16 protein-coding genes and 1 pseudogene are annotated in these 14,805 nt (G+C 56.5%); 14 read left to right on the forward strand and 3 right to left on the reverse strand.

The window, feature by feature from the left end:
• Positions 1-211, reverse strand: a pseudogene (locus ABD76_RS15660) (IS1380 family transposase); the annotation flags it as partial.
• Between the two features lie 206 nt (positions 212-417).
• Here ABD76_RS15660 and ABD76_RS15665 point away from each other — a divergent pair.
• The 12 genes from ABD76_RS15665 (at position 418) to ABD76_RS15720 (ending at position 9,976) form a co-directional block, all read left to right on the forward strand.
• Positions 418-918, forward strand: a complete 501-nt coding sequence (locus ABD76_RS15665) for a DUF3907 family protein (RefSeq protein WP_197258184.1) — start codon at positions 418-420, stop codon at positions 916-918.
• Positions 919-1,077: 159 nt separating this feature from the next.
• Positions 1,078-1,284, forward strand: a complete 207-nt coding sequence (locus ABD76_RS15670) for a DUF1540 domain-containing protein (protein WP_197258185.1) — start codon at positions 1,078-1,080, stop codon at positions 1,282-1,284.
• A 24-nt stretch (positions 1,285-1,308) separates the two neighbouring features.
• Complete coding sequence (locus ABD76_RS15675; RefSeq protein ID WP_197258186.1) at positions 1,309-1,653, forward strand: hypothetical protein; 345 nt, start codon at positions 1,309-1,311, stop codon at positions 1,651-1,653.
• A gap of 238 nt (positions 1,654-1,891) precedes the next feature.
• Positions 1,892-3,049: a cysteine desulfurase family protein gene (locus ABD76_RS15680; RefSeq protein ID WP_197258308.1), complete on the forward strand. Its 1,158-nt coding sequence runs from the start codon at positions 1,892-1,894 to the stop codon at positions 3,047-3,049.
• 29 nt (positions 3,050-3,078) lie between these two features.
• Positions 3,079-4,368: a tRNA uracil 4-sulfurtransferase ThiI gene (thiI, locus tag ABD76_RS15685; protein ID WP_197258187.1), complete on the forward strand. Its 1,290-nt coding sequence runs from the start codon at positions 3,079-3,081 to the stop codon at positions 4,366-4,368.
• 95 nt (positions 4,369-4,463) lie between these two features.
• On the forward strand, positions 4,464-5,132 hold the full coding sequence (locus ABD76_RS15690; protein ID WP_197258188.1) for a YjbE family putative metal transport protein: 669 nt from the start codon (positions 4,464-4,466) through the stop codon (positions 5,130-5,132).
• A 212-nt stretch (positions 5,133-5,344) separates the two neighbouring features.
• Complete coding sequence (locus tag ABD76_RS15695) at positions 5,345-5,830, forward strand: glutamate synthase (RefSeq protein ID WP_197258189.1); 486 nt, start codon at positions 5,345-5,347, stop codon at positions 5,828-5,830.
• 149 nt (positions 5,831-5,979) lie between these two features.
• Complete coding sequence (gene typA, locus ABD76_RS15700) at positions 5,980-7,821, forward strand: translational GTPase TypA (RefSeq protein WP_197258190.1); 1,842 nt, start codon at positions 5,980-5,982, stop codon at positions 7,819-7,821.
• Between the two features lie 37 nt (positions 7,822-7,858).
• Positions 7,859-8,149, forward strand: coding sequence for a YlaH-like family protein (locus ABD76_RS15705; RefSeq protein ID WP_006675609.1), 291 nt, complete (start codon positions 7,859-7,861; stop codon positions 8,147-8,149).
• 61 nt (positions 8,150-8,210) lie between these two features.
• Positions 8,211-8,492: a hypothetical protein gene (locus ABD76_RS15710; RefSeq protein ID WP_197258191.1), complete on the forward strand. Its 282-nt coding sequence runs from the start codon at positions 8,211-8,213 to the stop codon at positions 8,490-8,492.
• A 93-nt stretch (positions 8,493-8,585) separates the two neighbouring features.
• A complete protein-coding gene (locus ABD76_RS15715; protein WP_242069596.1) occupies positions 8,586-9,638 on the forward strand; it encodes an LCP family protein in 1,053 nt (350 codons plus the stop codon).
• Between the two features lie 83 nt (positions 9,639-9,721).
• Positions 9,722-9,976, forward strand: coding sequence for a hypothetical protein (locus ABD76_RS15720; RefSeq protein WP_197258193.1), 255 nt, complete (start codon positions 9,722-9,724; stop codon positions 9,974-9,976).
• Between the two features lie 10 nt (positions 9,977-9,986).
• On the opposite strand, the gene ABD76_RS15725 is transcribed toward ABD76_RS15720, so the two are convergent.
• Entirely contained in the window at positions 9,987-10,529 is a 543-nt protein-coding gene (locus ABD76_RS15725; RefSeq protein ID WP_197258309.1) for a YhcN/YlaJ family sporulation lipoprotein, read from the reverse strand.
• Positions 10,530-10,680: 151 nt separating this feature from the next.
• On the opposite strand from ABD76_RS15725, the gene ABD76_RS15730 reads away from it, so the two are divergent.
• Both ABD76_RS15730 and ABD76_RS15735 read left to right on the forward strand, forming a co-directional pair.
• On the forward strand, positions 10,681-12,009 hold the full coding sequence (locus tag ABD76_RS15730; RefSeq protein WP_197258194.1) for a PhoH family protein: 1,329 nt from the start codon (positions 10,681-10,683) through the stop codon (positions 12,007-12,009).
• A gap of 177 nt (positions 12,010-12,186) precedes the next feature.
• The gene (locus ABD76_RS15735) at positions 12,187-13,611 is read left to right on the forward strand and encodes an extracellular solute-binding protein (RefSeq protein WP_197258195.1); all 1,425 of its coding nucleotides are present in this window, start codon (positions 12,187-12,189) and stop codon (positions 13,609-13,611) included.
• A 29-nt stretch (positions 13,612-13,640) separates the two neighbouring features.
• Here ABD76_RS15735 and ABD76_RS15740 read toward each other — a convergent pair whose 3' ends face one another.
• Positions 13,641-14,753: a hypothetical protein gene (locus ABD76_RS15740; protein ID WP_197258196.1), complete on the reverse strand. Its 1,113-nt coding sequence runs from the start codon at positions 14,751-14,753 to the stop codon at positions 13,641-13,643.
• Positions 14,754-14,805: the final 52 nt, after the last annotated feature.

The following is a 14,805-nucleotide window of genomic DNA, read 5'->3' on the forward strand; positions in this document are numbered from 1 at the left end:
CAAAGTCACTTTTCCCTTGACAAAGTAGCCCCAGGTACGCGTAGACCACATCCGGGTGAGTGACCGTGGGTTGATGTACACCGGGAAGCGAGGAACGAGTCAAGCGCTTGGCAATCTGGGTATGGGAAAGGAGCAAGCCAATGAGGGCAAGACCGGAATGAGCGGTCAGCATCTCCACGGACTGATCCAGTTGAAAACGTACGGGTTTCATCAATGGCACCTCCGGGGTGAGTTAAAGAAATACGGGAATTCTTCCCTTTTTCCTTATTTTACTTTACCGGCGGCTCATTTTCTAACTTTTCTATGATTTCATTTCACGGATTCAGGCTGTTATTTATGGTAGGATAAAATGGCAAAATCGTATTCGTTTGGAGCGTTCAGGTATGCAATGACGCGATTAAGGGAGGAGCTTTTTCCATGTCAGCATCCACGGTAATACAGCAATGCGAATTGGCGCGGGGCCATGTGGCGCAGGCAGCAGGCCAACTGGAGCAGTTTTTGAACGGGCATACGCTGGCCCAACTGGCCGGCGGGCGGACAGACGAAGAGACATTGGTTTTTTACAAAGGGCTGCTGGCGGATTTCCGGCATTTGCTCGTTTTTTCAGAGGTCAGCTACGAGCGGCTCGGCGTAGCGCTGCGGCGGGCGAATTTCGAACAGCCGTTTGCGGAGAAAGCGCTGTATGAGCTGTATCATCATTGCGTCCATGCCTTCTTCAATCCGAAGCATGAAGCGTATACCGAGGATGGGCGGTATGCGTATACCGGCCGGGAAGCGATCCGCTTCCGCATGACCCCCGACCCTGAGGTGAAGAGGCTGGTGCAGGAACTGTCCCGGCTGTTCGAAGAGCTTCGGGAGGAGCTAAGCTATTACGAGAGCGATTATATGTCAGAGCGGCGAATGCAGCTTGCCCAATGAATGGGCCAAGCTTGGCCGGCGGACAGCCGCACAAATAACGGAATGATAGTCAATGACGCTTCGGGTTGGAACGGAGCGTCTTTTTGTGTTGGAAATGGTATGCCGGCACGGCATAGGGGCGGCGGCGGCAGGACATCCTGTGTAACGGAGGTGACTGACATGAGTGACAAGCCATTGGTGAATTGCAGTGTATCCAACTGCAAGTTCTGGGGAGATTACCGCTGTCAAGCCAGCGAGATTATGATCGAAATCGATAAGCATGCATCCGCCAATTTGAAGTCGGAATTCGGCGAAGAATATGGCCCCCACAAAGATAAGGCTTCCAAATCATCCGCAACCTGCTGCCAAACGTTTGAACCGAAGTAACAGAAGGTACGGGAGGTGCATGGGATGAAAGCGAAAGGCCGCCGCCACAAAAAGAACCGCAACCGTGAACCGATCGCGCGGGATACCGAATTTTCTGCCGAAGCAGGAACTCTGTCGCCTCGGGAGGCGATAAACGCTGACGTTGAGAAGGAACGGGGAGAAGAAGTCGATCATTTTTCGGGAGTGGGCGCTGTCGCCGTAGGGTTTTCTCTTCTATCGGTCATCATGTTTCCATTCGTGCTTGGCCTGAGCGGCATAGCGCTTGGAGGTCTGTCGTTTTTGCAAGGGAGCCGTTCCTTGGGGATGATCGCCATCATCGTTGGTATTTTTGCCATCGTGCTTCGCCTGATGCTGCTGGCATCCATGTAATCACACTCTGTTCAGGGCTTGTAACCGCTGTGGCGGGGACAAGCTCTTTATCATATAGAATGAAAAGTCCAATGCAAAAAAGATGGTGCGATCCGCCGAAAACGTGTAAAATAACAAGTAATGTCGAAGTTGCAAGGGGATCAACAACGGCGGAAGCGGGGATAGTGGCTGCGCTTCCCATGCTGTTTTGATCTTTTTTGTTTAAAGGAGGATTTGCTTGAAAACATCAACGGCGTCAATGCTATATTTTGATCATAGCGCATCCACGCCTCCGCATCCGGACGTCATTCGGACGATGGCGGAAGTGATGGAGCAGATATATGCCAATCCCTCTTCGATTCATCAAATGGGAGGCCAAGCGGAGCAATTGGTCCGGCGGGCCCGCGAAGTCGTGACCGGCGCGTTGAACGCGTCTCCGTACGACGTCATTTTCACGTCCGGGGCGACCGAGAGCAACAACCTCGCCATATTGGGAACGGTGCGCGCTCTTGCCGGGGGCCGCTCGCGGCATATTATCACGTCGGCTGTCGAGCATGCCTCCGTCTACGAATGCTTCCGGGAGCTGGAGCGGGAGGGCGTCGCCATCACCTATTTGCCTGTCGATGATCATGGGCGCATCCGTCCCGAGGAGCTGGAGGCGGCGATCCGGCCGGAGACGGCGCTCATTTCGCTTATGCATGTCAATAATGAGACCGGCTCGGTACAGCCTCTTGCCGAGGCAGGCCGCATCGTGCGCGCCCATCCGGGTATCGTGTTCCACGTGGACGGCGTGCAGGGCCTGGGCAAGCTGCCGGTCGATCTGGAGGGGTGGGGCGTGCATTTGTACAGCCTCTCCGGGCATAAAATCCGGGGACCGAAAGGAGTCGGGGCTTTGCTGCGGCGGGGACATGCTCCGTTGAAGCCATTGTTCGCAGGAGGAGCGCAGGAGCACCGTCTCCGGCCGGGCACCGTCAATGTGCCGGGCGTGATCGCCCTGTCCAAGGCGGTCCGTCTCGCTGTCGAAGAGCAGCAGGCGAATTACGAGCGCTGGTCCGAGCTGCGCGGGCTGCTTCTACGCCGGTTGGAGCAGTTGGAGCCGCTTGTGGTGAACAGCCCGCCGCTTCCCTTTGCCGCGCCGCACATCGTCAATCTGTCGTTCCCCGGCATGAAGTCCGAAGTGGTGGTGCACGCGCTGGAAGAAATGGGCGTTATCGTCTCCACCCAATCGGCTTGCTCTTCCAAGCTGCACCAGCCGAGCCGGGTGCTGATGGCGATGACGAACGATGCGGAACGCGCGGCGAGCGGGCTTCGCATCAGCATGGGCGCCGATACCGATGAGGCAAGCATCGGCCGGCTGGCCGACGCATTGGCGGAAGTGACGAAGCGGCTCGCTCCCATGCGGACAAGCCGAAGATAAACAGGGGAAAGGAAAGGACCGAACCAGCTATGAATTACGATATGATACTTCTCCGATACGGGGAATTGGCCATTAAGGGAAAGAACCGCGGCAGATTTGAAAAAGCCGCTTACCAGCATGTCAAGTTCGTGCTGGCGCCGTTCCCGCAGGCCCAAATTATCCGGGTGTACGGCCGGATGTACGTGGAATTGAACGGTGAGCCGATAGATGAGGTGGTTGGCGCCCTTCGCCGGGTATTCGGCATCGTGTCGCTAAGTCCGGTCAAGAGGGCCCCTTCGGAGCTGGAACCGATTGTGGAGACGGCGCTGCAGCTTATGGCCGAGATGAATCCGGGGGAAAACACGACCTTCAAGGTCACGGCCCGGAGAGCCTGGAAAGACTTCCCGCATGGATCGCAAGAAATGAACCATCTGGTGGGCGCGCCGATTTTGCGCACATATCCGCAGCTTACCGTCGATGTGCGCCAGCCCGATATCGAGCTGCATGTCGAGGTGCGCGAGGAAGGGACCTATCTGTTCAATGAGGTGATTCCGGGCGCGGGGGGCTTCCCGCTGGCATCGAACGGTCGGGCCATGCTGCTGCTGTCCGGCGGAATTGACAGCCCTGTTGCCGGGTACCAGGCGCTGCGCAAAGGTTTGGAAATCGAGGCGATTCATTTCCACAGCTATCCGTTTACGAGCGAACGCGCCAAGCAGAAGGTGCTGGATCTGGCCCAGGTGCTGGCCAACTACGCCGGACGGATGCGGGTGCACCTCGTCCCGTTCACCGAGATTCAGACGCGGCTGCATCAAGATGCGCCGGATAATTTGATGATTACGCTCATGCGGCGGGCGATGATGCGAATCTCGACCCGGTTGGCCGAACAGCGCAAAGCCGGGGCCCTTATCTCGGGGGACAGCCTCGGGCAAGTGGCAAGCCAGACTCTCGGGAGCATGAACGTCATCGGGCGCGTGACCGATTTGCCGCTTCTGCGTCCGCTCGTCACGATGGACAAGACTGAAATTATCCGCATTGCGGAGCAGATCGGAACCTATGATCTGTCCATCCTGCCGTACGAGGATTGCTGCACCTTGTTCGTGCCGAAATCGCCTTCCACGAATCCGAATCTGCGTGTCGTCGAATATGCCGAGCATTCGTTGAAGGATTATGAAGCGCTGCTGGAAGCGGCGGTGGAACAGACAGAATCCCTCGTCCTGCGGGCCGGCGCAAGCCCTGACCAGGCGATTGTCCTCTCCGGGCCGGAACGGCAAGATTCGCCCGAAGCGGAAGCACCCGGCAAGCCGGACAGCGCGCCCGCCCGGGCGGATGATTGGTTCTAACACGCAAGACAGGATTCTCATGCGGTTCACGCGCAGAAAAACGTCATAGCCTGTCTCCTCTGTTCATACATGTAGTAGACAGGGGGGGACGGACTGTGGACTCGTTATGGATTATAGGGGAAATACTGCTGATTAATATGGTGCTGAGCGGAGACAATGCGGTCATTATCGCGATGGCTTCCCGCCATCTTCCCGGCCACTACCGCCGCCAAGCGGTATGGTGGGGCGTGGGGGGCGCCGTGCTGATGCGCTGCGTGCTTACGGTGGCGGCCGTCACGCTGCTGCGAATCCCGCTGCTCCAAGCGGCTGGCGGAGCGATGCTCTTCGCCATCGCCATCCAATTGTCCGCCTCGCCCCGCCAAGAGCCGGATGCGATGAGAGAGGATGGCTCCTTATGGACGGCGATCCGCACCATTTTGATCGCGGATTTCGTAATGAGCCTGGATAACGTGCTGGCTATTGCGGCCATTGCGAAGGGGCGAATGGAATTCGTGATCCTCGGCATTGCCCTCAGCATTCCGCTTATCGTGTGGGGAAGCACGATCATCAGCCGCTGGCTGGAGCGGCTGCCGCTGCTCATGTATGCGGGAGCCGGAATTCTGGCCTACACCGCCGGGGAGATGATTGCGTCCGATACGCAGATCATCGCCTGGTTAGACCGGCCGGGACTTCGCCTGGAAGAGAGTCTTCCTTGGGTAATGGCCGGATTGGCATTGCTTCTCAGTGTATTTTTTCGCGGCAAGGGCAAGATCGGAACAGAATAACACCCGTATGGTGCGATGATGCGGTGCCTGAACACAGCCGCTGCCCTCTTCGGGGAACGGCTGTTTTTTTGCGCCGTTTGCGGATTTTGCAAATTTTCAGGTGATGGTGGTATTTTTCCTGACTTTCATATACACTAGAAAAGATAAAAATGAACCGAACGCCGCACCCTGTTTAATCAAATCGTAACCATGATGCATGGAGGTATTGTCGAATGGGCAAAAATCAACAATTAATCGGCATCGTTATCTTCGCTGCAGGCTTATTTATATTGTTGGGAAAATGGGGAGTCTTTGCTTTTATCGGCGGCACCTTGTGGCCGCTCATCATGTTTCTTGCCGGATTGGGCGCGTACGCTCTCGTTCGGGCCAGAATCGCCCCGCCCGTTACGATGGTGCCTGCCGGCATGCTGACCGTGTACGGCATCCTGTTCATGCTGACCCATTGGATTAGCGCCGGCCTGTTCACGTGGCTGTGGCCTCTGCTTCTGATTGGGGTAGGGATAGGCCTGTACGGTTATTATGTGGAAGATCCGCTCCATCCGCGGAACGCTTGGCTCGGTTCGCTGTTGTTCGGCGGGGTAGGGATCGGCTTTTTTATCCTGATGCTCATGATTACAATCAGCCTCTACATGATTGCGATTGCGCTTATCGTGGTTGGAGCCGGCCTCGTGTTCGGCCGCTTGGGCCGAAGATATTAAGATGCCGCAACATGTAGAACACCATTCCGTCCGAGTAGAAACGCCGCCTCATTCCGGCGTTTTTCTTGATGAATCGCCTTGTTCGCCTCGCCGCGGACGAGGCCGATTCCAATGCTTGTCATTCACATCCAGAAGGGAAAGGTTCAAGTATGCAAGATCGACAAAACATTCGCAATATCGCTATTATCGCCCACGTTGACCATGGCAAGACGACGCTCGTGGACAAGCTTCTCCAGCAGTCCGGAACGTATCGCGAGAATGAAGTGGTGCAGGAACGCGTCATGGACTCCAACGATCTGGAGCGTGAACGCGGCATTACGATTTTGGCCAAAAACACGGCGATTACGTATAAAGATTACTTGATTAATATTGTGGATACTCCGGGTCACGCCGATTTCGGCGGAGAAGTGGAGCGCATTATGAAAATGGTCGACGGGGTGCTGCTGGTCGTCGATGCCTTCGAAGGCTGCATGCCGCAGACGAAGTTCGTGCTCCGCAAAGCGCTGGAGCATAATCTGACGCCGATCGTCGTCGTCAACAAGATTGACCGTCCGAATGCACGGCCGCATGAAGTCATTGACGAAGTGCTTGAATTGTTCATCGAACTCGATGCCAATGACGATCAGCTCGATTTCCCGGTCGTCTACGCATCCGCTCTGAACGGGACGTCGAGCTTGACGCCAGAGCAGCAGGACAGCAACATGCAATCGCTCTATGATACCATTGTGGAGCATATCCCCGCTCCGGCGGAGAACCCGGATGAGCCGCTGCAGTTCCTGGTTACGCTGCTGGACTACAATGAATATATGGGCCGGATTGCGATTGGGCGCGTGAACCGGGGCCGCATCCGCCAGGGGCAGTCCGTCGCCGTCATCAACCGCGAGGGCCAAGTGAAGCAGGCGCGGATTGAGAAGCTGTTCGGCTTCCAAGGATTGAAGCGGATCGAGCGCGATGAGGCCGGGGCCGGTGATATCGTGGCCATTGCCGGAATCAAGGACATCAATATCGGCGAGACGTTGGCCGATCCGGCGCATCCGGAGGCGCTGCCTGTCCTTCATATTGACGAGCCTACGCTGCAGATGACCTTTCTGGTGAACAACAGTCCGTTCGCCGGAAGAGAAGGAAAATGGATTACGTCCCGCAAGCTGCGCGAGCGGCTGATGAAGGAACTGGAGACCGATGTCAGCTTGCGGGTGGAGGATACCGACAGTCCGGAGGCCTTCATCGTCTCCGGGCGGGGCGAGCTTCACCTGGGCATTCTGATCGAGAATATGCGCCGCGAAGGCTATGAACTCCAGGTATCGAAGCCGGAGGTCATCGTAAAGGTGATTGACGGTAAAAAGATGGAGCCGATCGAGCGGCTCGTGATCGACATTCCGGAAGATTGCACCGGTCCGGTCATGGAGAGCTTGGGCACCCGGCGGGCCGAGATGGTCAATATGATCAATCATGGGAACGGCCAGGTCCGCCTGGAATTTCTGATTCCGGCCCGCGGGCTGATTGGATACCGCACCACCTTCCTGACGCTGACTCGCGGCTACGGCATTATGAACCATGCGTTCGACCATTACGGTCCTTATGTCGGCGGCCAGGTCGGCGGACGGCATCAAGGGGTGCTGGTCTCGACGGAGACGGGCACAAGCACCCTGTACGGCATCTTGTCCGTCGAGGATCGAGGCGTGCTGTTCCTGCAGCCGGGCACCGAAGTGTATGAGGGCATGATCGTGGGCGAGCATAACCGCGACAACGACATCGTCGTCAACATCTGCAAAGAGAAGGCCTTGACGAATGTCCGGTCGGCGACGAAGGACGAGACGGTGCGCATGAAGACGCCGCGCCAGTTCTCGCTGGAGCAGGCTCTGGAATATTTGAACGATGATGAATACTGCGAGATTACTCCGTCCACGGTCCGGCTTCGCAAAAAAATTCTGAACAAGAGCGAACGCGAACGGGCAGAAAAAGTGCGCAAAATGTCCGAATCCCATGTATAATGGGATTTGGACAACATTGGAAAAGGAGTGACCCTCGATGCAAGCGTGGCTGGCATCCCATCCATATATAAGCTACGTGCTTATTTTTGCGTTCATGGTGTACATCTTCAATAAAGTGTTCCGTACGCAGCAGAAGCTGCCCTTGCTCAAAGAAATTTTGGTGTATTTGTTTATGGCGGTCGGGGCGTTCATTCTTCTTATTTTCCAGATCGACAAGCTGCCGATCGTGCAGTGTCTGTCCGTGGCTGTCATCTTAATGTTCATGGTGCGCATCCGCTACTTCGTGGAAGAGCGGCGGCGCAAAAAAGAAGCGAATAATCAAGGCTGATTAGGATTGACCCGCTGCCGTGAAGGCAGCGGGCATCTGAACAGAAGGGACGAGGGCGCATATGATGAAGCTGCCGGTTGCGCTGTTCAATTGGCTGCAGATTAAGATCGTGGCGGATGCCCGCCCCGAGGATGGGGCGGCGAAGGAGACGGTTGCTTTTTTTGAAGATATTTTGCGCGAAGATCATCGGCTGGGCTTCGTCGCCGCGGAGTGGAGCGAGGCGGAGGACAGCTATGTCGTAACCTATGAGCGGGACGGGGCCTCGCATTCCGAGCGGTTCGAGCGGGAAGAAGCGGAACGGCTGTGGAAAGACATTGAAGCGAATCCGAAATACAACGAGTAACGATTAACATGATGTGGAGGAACTATGAATTCATCGACACCATTGCCGCCGAGAAAACAACAGAGCGTAAAAGCAGTTTCGGCACGCAAAGGCATGCCGAAATGGGTAAAGGGCATTCTCATTGCGATTATCATTTTATCTCTCGGCGTCATCAGTTACGCCGGATACATATTGCTGTATGCGAACAATAAGCTGGATGAGATCTCCACCGCCAAGGTCGGAGGAGAGGGAACGAGCACGGTTCAGGCCACGCTGACGCCGAAGAGCGAGCCCTTCTCGTTCGTGCTGCTCGGGCTGGATTACCGGCCGGAGCTTCCGGGGAAGCGGACGGATGTGATCATGGTCGGCGCGATTCATCCCGACACCCAGGAAGCGGTGCTCGTGTCGCTGCCGCGGGACACGTACTTCAATATTCCGGGTTACGGACCGGATAAGCTGAATCATTTTTATCCTAACTTCTATGTGATGAAAGAGCGGGGCACCTTGGACAGCGAGACGCCGGAAGACGAGATGAGGGTGATGCTCGGCCAATATTTAGGCATCGATCTCGACTATACGGCCGTCATTAACTTCAAAGGCTTCGTCGACCTGGTCGATGCGGTCGGCGGCGTCGATGTCAATGTCGATCAGGATATGTGCTACGTTGACAAGGAAGACGGCACCAATATTAATTTGAGCAAGGGCTTTCAACATCTGGACGGCAAAAACGCGCTCGACTTTGTCCGTTACCGCAAATCGAACTGGCGATGCAGTCCCCAGACGCCGGGAACGACCGATTTCGACCGCAATAAGCGCCAAAATGCCGTGCTGAAGGAGATCGTCAGCAATATGCAGTCGCTGGGCGGCCTGACGAAGGCGACGGATGTCATTGACGCCTTGGCGGACAATTTCACGATCGATATGCTGCCTTCCCAGATTCGCAGCGCCCTGACCACGTATATTACGATTGATAAGGATAATATCCATTACATCTCGGTCGACGGAGACTGGAAGAGTCCTTATATTTATCCGTTCGAGAATAAATTGGAAGAGGCCAAGCAGGCGCTGAAGGACATTCTGGCGGGCAAATCGCTGAAGGAGCCGGCCGTTCCGGAGGGGACGACGGATCCGGTGGAGACGCCTGCTTCCCCTTCACATGCGGCCTAGCTATACAAGTTGTGTGCAATTTTTGCATCTCAGAATAATACAATAGAATGACAGGGAGCGAACTTGTGTAGGAGGTCGAAGCCATGCCGAAGCAGCCAGCCGCGATGCATAATGGACAGCAGGATAGAATGCCGAACATGCCGGCAAGCGGCATGCTGCCGCCCGAGGCCGACCAAGGCCTCCAGCCGGCGCGCGCCTGTGGATGGGGCGAGATCGGCACCCATGCAAAAAGCCTAGTACATACTAGGCTTTTTGCTGCATTTAGGAACGCTTGGCTCCTGCCCGGTCTGGAACGGCAGCGGACGCGTCCTTATCCAGACTCTGGCCGCTGCGCCTGACGGCTGGCCGTTAACGGGCCTGCTGGGAGCGGGCTCCGTCCGTAGGGCCCGGTTCCGGCGCATTCGACTCGATCTGCTTGACGTCATTCGGAATTTGCGGAACGATGCGTCCCACAATATCGGCGAGCTCGTTCGCGAAGCCGGATATCGGCCGGCCCTGCCGAATATCGGCGGCCATCTCGCGCAGTCTTGCATTAATGTCCATGTCGGCCGTCACCAGCGCGTTGGCGCCATATTTATCCTTGCTCAAGGCTTCGGCCACGGAATATTTCACCGTTCCTACCCGGGAGCGTTCCATCCCGGAATCGACATCAATCCCGACGATCGCCGTGTTTCCGAAGACGACGCAATTCGCGTTCTTGACGCCGGGAACTTTGCGGGCCAGATCGGCCAGATGTTGGCTTACCGCCCCCGCGTCTTGAATGTTGCGCTTGCCGTCCTGGATCGGCTGAGCCTGCCCTCCCGCGTAACCTCCCGGTGTCGCTTGCCTGTTCGCATTGCCGCATCCGGCGAGCATTCCTATGATCACGATAGCAACCAGCAATCTATGCATCACGTATCAACCTTTCCTTTTGTTTGACCCTCAAAGAATGAGATTTCCGATTGAGTATAGTGTGAACGGCCGCGGCATTTTTTATGTAATGCAAAAATGAATCGCCATGCCCTCCCTCTTGGAACGGTCTGTTCGGCGAAAGGAGAATCCAATGAGCAAAATATTTGTATTGGATACTAACGTGCTGCTGCATGATCCGAATGCGCTGTTTGCTTTTGAAGACAATGAAGTGATCATTCCTGCCGTTGTCCTCGAAGAAATGGATTCCAAAAAACGAAATGCCGATGAACTCGGACGCAATGCGAGAACAGTGTCGCGGCTGCTGGACGGCCTGCGGGAACACGGTCATCTGCATCATGGCGTCCGTCTCCCCAACGGAGGCACGCTGAAGGTGGAATTGAATCATCGCAGCTTCGTCAAGGTGCAGGAGATGTTCGGAGAGGTATCGAACGATAACCGCATACTGGCCGTCGCCCTGAATTATCAACTGGAACAAAAGAATGCGGAGCATCCGGCGGAGGTCATTCTCGTCAGCAAGGATGTGCTTGTCCGGATTAAGGCGGATGTGCTTGGATTGCATACCGAAGACTATTTGTCCGACCGGACGGTGCAATCGGAGGATGAGTTATACAGCGGGCTCTTCTCCGTTCATGTTCACCCCAGCATTATCGATGAATTCTACTCCTGCCGCGTGCTTCATTTGAAGCAGCTCGGCCTGCGGCTGCATCCGCATCAATTCGTCATTTTGAAGGACGAGATCGGCACGAGCAAATCGGCCTTGCTCAAGGTAAATGCCGAGGCCACCAAGCTGGAGCCGCTCTATCTGAGCAATGATCCGGTATGGGGAATTACGGCGCGCAACGCCCAGCAGCGGATGGCGCTCGAACTGCTGCTGAGCGACGACATTCCTCTGGTGACGCTGACCGGGAAGGCGGGCACGGGGAAGACGCTTTTGGCGCTGGCCGCCGGGCTGATGAAGGTGGAAGATGAACGGAAGTACAAGAAGCTGCTGATTGCGCGGCCGGTCGTGCCCATGGGGAAGGATATCGGATATTTGCCCGGCGAGAAGGAGGAGAAGCTGCGCCCGTGGATGCAGCCGATTTACGATAATCTGGAGTTCCTGTTTGACACGAAAAAATCCGGGGACATCGACAAAATCCTGGTGGGCATGAACAACATTCAGGTGGAGGCGCTGACCTACATTCGAGGCCGCTCTATTCCGGGACAATTCATTATTATTGACGAGGCGCAAAATTTATCCAAGCATGAGGTCAAGACGATTGTCTCCCGGGTCGGAGAAGGCAGTAAAATCATTCTGATGGGCGATCCGGCGCAAATTGACCATCCGTATCTCGATGCGGCGAGCAATGGCCTGACTTATCTGGTGGAACGCTTCAAAGCCGAGGCGATCAGCGGCCATGTGACGCTTGAGAAAGGGGAACGATCGCGTCTTGCCCAGATTGCGGCCGATTTGCTGTAAATCTTCAAGACCGTTGCAGCCGGCGCGTCACAGGCTGGACAGGAATGGCTCGGAGCCAAATAGTGCTCCGGGCTTATTATTTTTGCCATGAACGCACTCCGGGGTAAGGACAAGGTAGGCCAACGGTGCTACAATAGATATCAGGAGAAGTGAGGTACGGACGGAAGGGAGAGGGCAATGCCGCAATTCAAAAAAACGCTGGTTACGATCATGATGGTCTTCGTCTCGCTGCTGTTGTTGTTCCAGTTCAGCGGCAGCGTCCCGCAGCAGGCGGTGCAGGATGTCTCTCCGGACACTGACGTGAAGCCGTCGCCGGATAACGCGGGCCCCAAGCCGTTGAAGCAATTGAAGGTGGCGGTGCAGCTCCCGCCGATGTCCTTCATCCAGCTTCGGCGCTTGAACCAGATGTTCATGGACGAGACCGGCATTTACGTCGAGCTGGCGAACAGTTCCGCTCAGCAGGTAGAGGAAGAGTGGCCGAAGGCGATGCAGATAGAGCAGAGCGCTGATATTTTGCTGCTCGACAGTGAATCGGTCATCCCGTATGCTCAAAAGGGCTGGATTCTGCCGCTGGATCCGTCGATGAGCGGGGGAGACGCGGTTCCGGCATGGCTAAGCGACCGGGTGCGGTGGAACGGGTACGCCTGGGGCATGCCGGTTCAATTAGATCCTTATGTGCTCGTGTGGAACAAAAATATAGTGAAAACCGCCGGCGGCTCCACCGTTCTGCCCAGCGATTGGAGCGGGTGGAAGCGGCTGTTCGACGAGAATGCGCCGGCAAAGGCCGAGACGCCGGCGGAAGCGCCGGACAATCTGCCTTCGTCCGGCATCATTCCGCCGCCGGCCATCTCGCCGGAGGCGGGCGATCGGCTGCCGCAGCAATGGTTCGCGTGGCACGCGGAGGATCACCGGGCTTTGCTCTCGCTTTTCTGGAGACTTGGCTTGCTTCATCCGGAATTCGTGGCAGCCCCCGGGGGCCCGGAATGGGCCGGGAGGCAGGCAGACAGCACAGAGGCCTCGGAGGTCCGGTGGAAGCAGACGCTGCCGGAGCTCGAGCCGTATCTGGCGCATTTCCAGCCTTGGAGCGCAGAGTCCAGCCACATGGATACGTGGGAGAAGCTGAAGGCGGGAGAGATCGCCTTCGCGATCGTCCCGTATTCGGAAGCGGCGCTGGAAGCGAGCGCCCCGCTGGCCGTCGAGCCGGCCGGGGAGGCTTCGCCGCCGGCGGGACAATGGGTCGCGAGCCGCAGCTATGTTCTCGCGTCGCATACGGAAGCGGAGCAGGAGGCGAGACGCTGGATCGCTTATATGACCCAATGGTCTGTCCAGCAGGAATGGCTTGATACGCTGTCCGTCCTTCCCGTTCATGAGCAAGCGTATCTCTCGCAGAGCGGCGAGCGGCTGCTGCCGGAGCCATTTCGGCCGAAGCAGGAACGGAAACGCCATGTATACAAGGAGGCGGAAGGGCTGGAGCGATGGTCCGGGGCCGCCGGCCGCTGGATGGCCGGGCAGCTCGCGACGAAGCAGCTGCAGCTGGAATGGAGTCGGCATATGAACGCAGAGAGTCAGAGCACCAACAAAACAACCATCAACCGGCAATGAAGGCTGCGGTTGATGGTTGTTTGCGTTGCTTACCATTTCATGGACAGATTGACCGTAATCCGCTTGTCTTCCACGATGACATCGGTGGCTTCGATGAACGAGACCAGCCGCTGCGGATAGAAGCCCAGATCGAATTCCTCTTCCAATTGCAAGCGGGTCGTATCCGGCAGCTCCAGGCCATTGAACATCAGGCGGTCGACATGGAACAGCATCATATTTTCGGGCTCGCTCTCCAGCGTATAATGGCCTTGAACGAAAACGTTCAGTCCGGCGCTCTCCCCTTCGGCGGATACCGAACCATCCTGGAAGCGGAAGGAGAACTGTTCGAAAATCGGATCCTGCTCGCGCAAAAACTGATTCAGTTCTTCTTCTTGGATCGTAATGGTATACTTAGTACCATCGATTTGCAGATTGCCGCCTTTTTTCACGAATTCCGGCAGCTTCTGCATCGCATCGGCCAGGGCGCGGAAATGGCGACGCACCTCATACATGCCGATGTTCTGCCAGTAGGAGGTGAACTCCTGGATAAGCCGGCTCATCGCTTCCGGATCGCTGCTGTTCGCCAGATTGGAATCAAGCTCCCGCTGCAGGGCGTCCACCCTGTCGCGCTGCCGGATAAGCTGTTCCTTGACCTGCGACAATTCCCGTTCCGTGCGGGCTAACGTCTCGCGAAGCCGATTCAGATTTTGCAATTGCTCGGAATACGCCTCCAATATTTCTTGGTCGGTCTTGAAGAGGAACTGATAGTAATCGAACAGCAGCCAGATGGAGTGCTCGTCCGAGGCGGAGAGCAGAGCCTGAAGCAGCATGTCGCGCTCTCCCATATAATAGGCGCGGAGCACGCGGCCCGCCTGCTCCCGTTTCAGATCGAAGGCGGCCGCCTGCTTGCGCAGAGCGTCTTCCGTCTGGCGGCGTTCTCCCGCCGCGGCCGACTCCTTCGCGGCGATGCGCTCGATTTCTTTGTTAAGCTCGGTCACCGACAAGCTCTGCTGGAGCAGCTTGCGCTCCGCTTCGGTCGGTTCCTTGCTCCAGCCTGTATGAACGGTCGGTTCCGCACGAGTGGCACCGGGCACCGCAATGGAGAAGAGAAGTATGAATGCGAGTCCCAACAGCGCATAGCGCGCACGCTGTGCCAGTGACATCGGGTTCCCCCCTTACAAACGGTATGCACAACTCATCGTATGTCTCGTCCGG

Source organism: Paenibacillus dendritiformis, assembly GCF_015845845.1.
Lineage (GTDB): Bacteria > Bacillota > Bacilli > Paenibacillales > Paenibacillaceae > Paenibacillus_B > Paenibacillus_B dendritiformis_C.

Coding starts and splice junctions, on each gene's coding strand:
- ABD76_RS15670 (WP_197258185.1), top strand. CDS start 1,078: ATGAGTGACAAGCCATTGGTGAATTGCAGTGTATCCAACTGCAAGTTC.
- ABD76_RS15735 (WP_197258195.1), top strand. CDS start 12,187: ATGCCGCAATTCAAAAAAACGCTGGTTACGATCATGATGGTCTTCGTC.
- ABD76_RS15725 (WP_197258309.1), bottom strand. CDS start 10,529: ATGCATAGATTGCTGGTTGCTATCGTGATCATAGGAATGCTCGCCGGA.
- ABD76_RS15680 (WP_197258308.1), top strand. CDS start 1,892: ATGCTATATTTTGATCATAGCGCATCCACGCCTCCGCATCCGGACGTC.
- ABD76_RS15740 (WP_197258196.1), bottom strand. CDS start 14,753: ATGTCACTGGCACAGCGTGCGCGCTATGCGCTGTTGGGACTCGCATTC.
- ABD76_RS15715 (WP_242069596.1), top strand. CDS start 8,586: ATGCCGAAATGGGTAAAGGGCATTCTCATTGCGATTATCATTTTATCT.
- ABD76_RS15675 (WP_197258186.1), top strand. CDS start 1,309: ATGAAAGCGAAAGGCCGCCGCCACAAAAAGAACCGCAACCGTGAACCG.
- ABD76_RS15710 (WP_197258191.1), top strand. CDS start 8,211: ATGATGAAGCTGCCGGTTGCGCTGTTCAATTGGCTGCAGATTAAGATC.
- ABD76_RS15730 (WP_197258194.1), top strand. CDS start 10,681: ATGAGCAAAATATTTGTATTGGATACTAACGTGCTGCTGCATGATCCG.
- thiI (WP_197258187.1), top strand. CDS start 3,079: ATGAATTACGATATGATACTTCTCCGATACGGGGAATTGGCCATTAAG.
- ABD76_RS15695 (WP_197258189.1), top strand. CDS start 5,345: ATGGGCAAAAATCAACAATTAATCGGCATCGTTATCTTCGCTGCAGGC.
- ABD76_RS15665 (WP_197258184.1), top strand. CDS start 418: ATGTCAGCATCCACGGTAATACAGCAATGCGAATTGGCGCGGGGCCAT.
- typA (WP_197258190.1), top strand. CDS start 5,980: ATGCAAGATCGACAAAACATTCGCAATATCGCTATTATCGCCCACGTT.
- ABD76_RS15720 (WP_197258193.1), top strand. CDS start 9,722: ATGCCGAAGCAGCCAGCCGCGATGCATAATGGACAGCAGGATAGAATG.
- ABD76_RS15705 (WP_006675609.1), top strand. CDS start 7,859: ATGCAAGCGTGGCTGGCATCCCATCCATATATAAGCTACGTGCTTATT.